The sequence below is a fragment of the Ectothiorhodospira lacustris genome, assembly GCF_022227785.1.
GTDB lineage: Bacteria > Pseudomonadota > Gammaproteobacteria > Ectothiorhodospirales > Ectothiorhodospiraceae > Ectothiorhodospira > Ectothiorhodospira lacustris.
Window position 1 is genome coordinate 1 of the sequence record NZ_JAJNQM010000142.1, and the last position, 3,017, is coordinate 3,017.

Sequence of the window (3,017 nt, forward strand, 5' to 3'; positions counted from 1 at the left end):
CATTCGCACCTTTTGATAGGCACAGCGCGCCTGAAAGCCCTGCTAGTCTTTATTTTCTCCAAACGCTGACGAAACTCAGGACCAACCATCAACAGGGTTTCGGCCTGGCCATAGTTTTGCAGACTGGAAAGCTGACGCTCGGAGTCTGCGGGTGTTTCCCCCGGTGGCACATCGGCTTTCACTTCGATCAAGTAGGTTTTTCCCTTATGCTGTATCAGCACATCCGCTTCACGCCCACGGGAAACGGCTTCTTTTTTATCGCCTGCCTGCAAGCCAAAAGTCATGGCGTTTTCGGGGATGCCGGCTTAGGTATGTAGCCAATGACCGGTGAGTTGTTCCAGCCAGTCGCCACTGATCCAGTTTTTAAAAGCTCGTCCATCATTTTTAGGTTTGTTGCCGGGAAGGGTTATTTTATCTTCGCAGACAGAAAACACCTTCGGTGCAAAATTTTCCAGGCACTGTAACCATGTTTCTGCTTGCGAGGCATCCATATTGTGGAAAAAATCTTTCAAGGGCAAGGTCAGGCTGGATTTTTACCAGTGAGGAAATTTTTTTATCCCGCTCGTCAGACCAGATGCGAGTCAAGGCATTGAACAGATCAAGCAGACCTTCATCCTGTCTGTCCAACCCCATAAAGATATCTTCCGCCAACTGCGTGCTATAAGGGTGTTTTCGAAAGGGGTTAGGCGACTTCTCCTCAAACGACTTGTTGTAAATACACGCCACCTGTTGGGGCGTAACCGGGGGCAGGGGTTTTTCACCCAGGCTGGTAAAAACTTCAGCGCCGGGAGCTTGCTTCAGGTTGATTTGATAGCTGCTCAGATAGTTTTTACCCGCGGGCTTGTAGTCAATCCCGGCCCAGGCATAACCACTGCTCAGGGCCAAAGAGGTGGCTTTGGTACCGCCGGTTAGATTCAGCCAGCAGGGGCGATTCTTGCGGTGTTTGTCCAGGAAGGGTTGAAGCACCTGTGCCATCCATTGCTGGGCAATGATGGCATCATCCCCGGTAAGTTGGGGGACATCCGGCGCGGCGATTAAATCCGAATCCGTGCGATAAATGCAAATACCGGGCAGCTCCTGTTCAAGCAAGGTCTTCAGGTTTTCAGCGCCCTCCCGGGCAGGCTTGAAGTCACTGACCACCAGTACCAGATCACTCGACGGCGGGCAATGCAGGCCTCAAGCTGTGGCAGGTTGAAATTGGACAGCACACACATAGAGCATTGGCTTGAGGTCTGAAGAATACGCTGCCGGTGTTGCGGTCTTGAGCGAGTTCATTCTTCTATCCTATTGACGATTGAATGGAAGAGCCTCCGATTGTAGAGGCTCTGGCCGACTGGTGCAGGCAGGTAAAATTGTAAGTGAATTTAGTCCATCATAAAGGTTATTTGTTTGTGTGGCTCGGGCAGTGTAATGCCATAGGCGTTACCCTTGCCGCGCTTGCTCTTGTTACCCGTGGATTCCCCGGCGGTGTCGTCTCCGGCCTCAACCGCCAGAATTGGCTCAAATACCAGGTGGCTGGCAAGGTTTTTGGGAAGTTGCTCTTCCAGGTTGGACTTGATGGTCCTACAGTAATCGCTGAAATTGCCAGGCTTGAAGCCTCCTTTAATCGCTTCAAGACCTCGGTTTACAGATAGCTCTTTTTGATCTAAATAGAATCCATTCAATAGATTATCTATCATTTCTGTCCCAGTGCCGCCTTCGACCTTAAGGTCGTGAAGCTCTGTGAATTTAAGCACCAGTTGGGTGGTTAAATCCATATCGTAGGCTTTAGATGTCGGGCGTGTGTACTGCCCACGGTCTTCTGGGTTGGGTTGCGCTGCATCCTGCAGTAGCAGCAAGTAAAAACACCAGTGAAGCAGGCCGCTGATTTTCACTTCAGCCATCGGTTTTTCCTGATAGATGGAAAAAATTTCGATGCACTGTGATTTTTGATGTACCCGCAGCTTCAAGGCCTCTGGCTGATCGCCCAAGTTGATCAAATCCACCAAATGGCGGAAGTTGATTTCATTTTGAACTTCCTTGATCAATGCTGGTACCAGGCTGCGCTGACGAATAAATGAAATATCTGCCAGGGTCACTTCTGCCTTCTTGGCATTCAGCTCATGGCCGGAGACATTCTTCACAAAATGATCGTTACGGGTAGGGTAGTAGAAGTCCTTGCAGGCTTCATAGCCATCAGTGACCAAAACATGCGAGAGCTGATCAAAATGACGCCCAAAGAGGCTCATGGCGTAGCCTAGGTAAAAGGTCATGGTTTTACGTCCACCGGCCAGGGAAGCATGAATACGGGTGCGCGGATTATTGGTCTCATCACGCACAGTTTGCATAATAAAGTTGGCCAGGGCCTCATGGTCATCCAGGCTGCGAGCATCTTCAACTGCATGACCATTGGCTCCGGGTACCACCAGCACATCGGCCTCGCTGAAGGCAATTTGAGGTTTGCCCAGTTCTGCACAGAGGGCATTCAAATGTCCTTCATCCAACAATCTCCTGCAGGCCTGTTTTTTCCCCACCGAAGTGGTGATGATTTTGATGGCGCTTGGCCACTGCTGACCTTCGCGGTCAATGGCATAGAGGGTTTCAGTGACTACTGCAGGGGACATGCCGGTAATCGCAAGCAGTAGGGTTTGGTCCGTGTGCATGACGTGCTCCTTGGTTGAAGTGAGTGCTGCCAGTAAACCATAAAAAAACACCCAAGGGCGGGCTTGCAAGTTTGTCACCTGAATCCGTGGCCAACCACGTCTGCTGCAGGCCGTGGGCGAAGTTCATGACCTGACGGGCGGGGTGAACCAGTGCACCGGAAGGTTGATCAACACCTGGAACACCGTGCGGATGCGACGGTGCCTAGCCGGATGGCGCTCGCCCGGTGCTAGTGGTGGCGGCAGATGGACGGTTCGGCAACCAAGATCTGATGTAGCTTCTGAGGATCGCTCTAGGCAAGCGAATCCATTTGCTCTCGCGCTCGCGCGGTCAACGCCGTCATGTACGATCTGCCCAGGGCTTAACCAGATAAGGCC

Annotated in this window: 3 protein-coding genes; all 3 read right to left on the reverse strand. The window is 51.6% G+C overall.

What is annotated here, in order from left to right:
- A partial coding sequence (locus tag LQ952_RS15580) for a hypothetical protein (RefSeq protein ID WP_238623532.1) occupies nucleotides 1-284 on the reverse strand: 284 nt, incomplete at its 3' end.
- Nucleotides 285-411: 127 nt separating this feature from the next.
- Entirely contained in the window at nucleotides 412-1,140 is a 729-nt protein-coding gene (locus LQ952_RS15585; protein WP_238623533.1) for a hypothetical protein, read from the reverse strand.
- Nucleotides 1,141-1,364: 224 nt separating this feature from the next.
- Nucleotides 1,365-2,642 (reverse strand): CRISPR-associated ring nuclease Csm6, encoded by a 1,278-nt coding sequence (csm6, locus tag LQ952_RS15590; protein ID WP_238623534.1) that lies wholly within the window; start codon nucleotides 2,640-2,642, stop codon nucleotides 1,365-1,367.
- Between the last annotated feature and the right edge of the window lie 375 nt (nucleotides 2,643-3,017).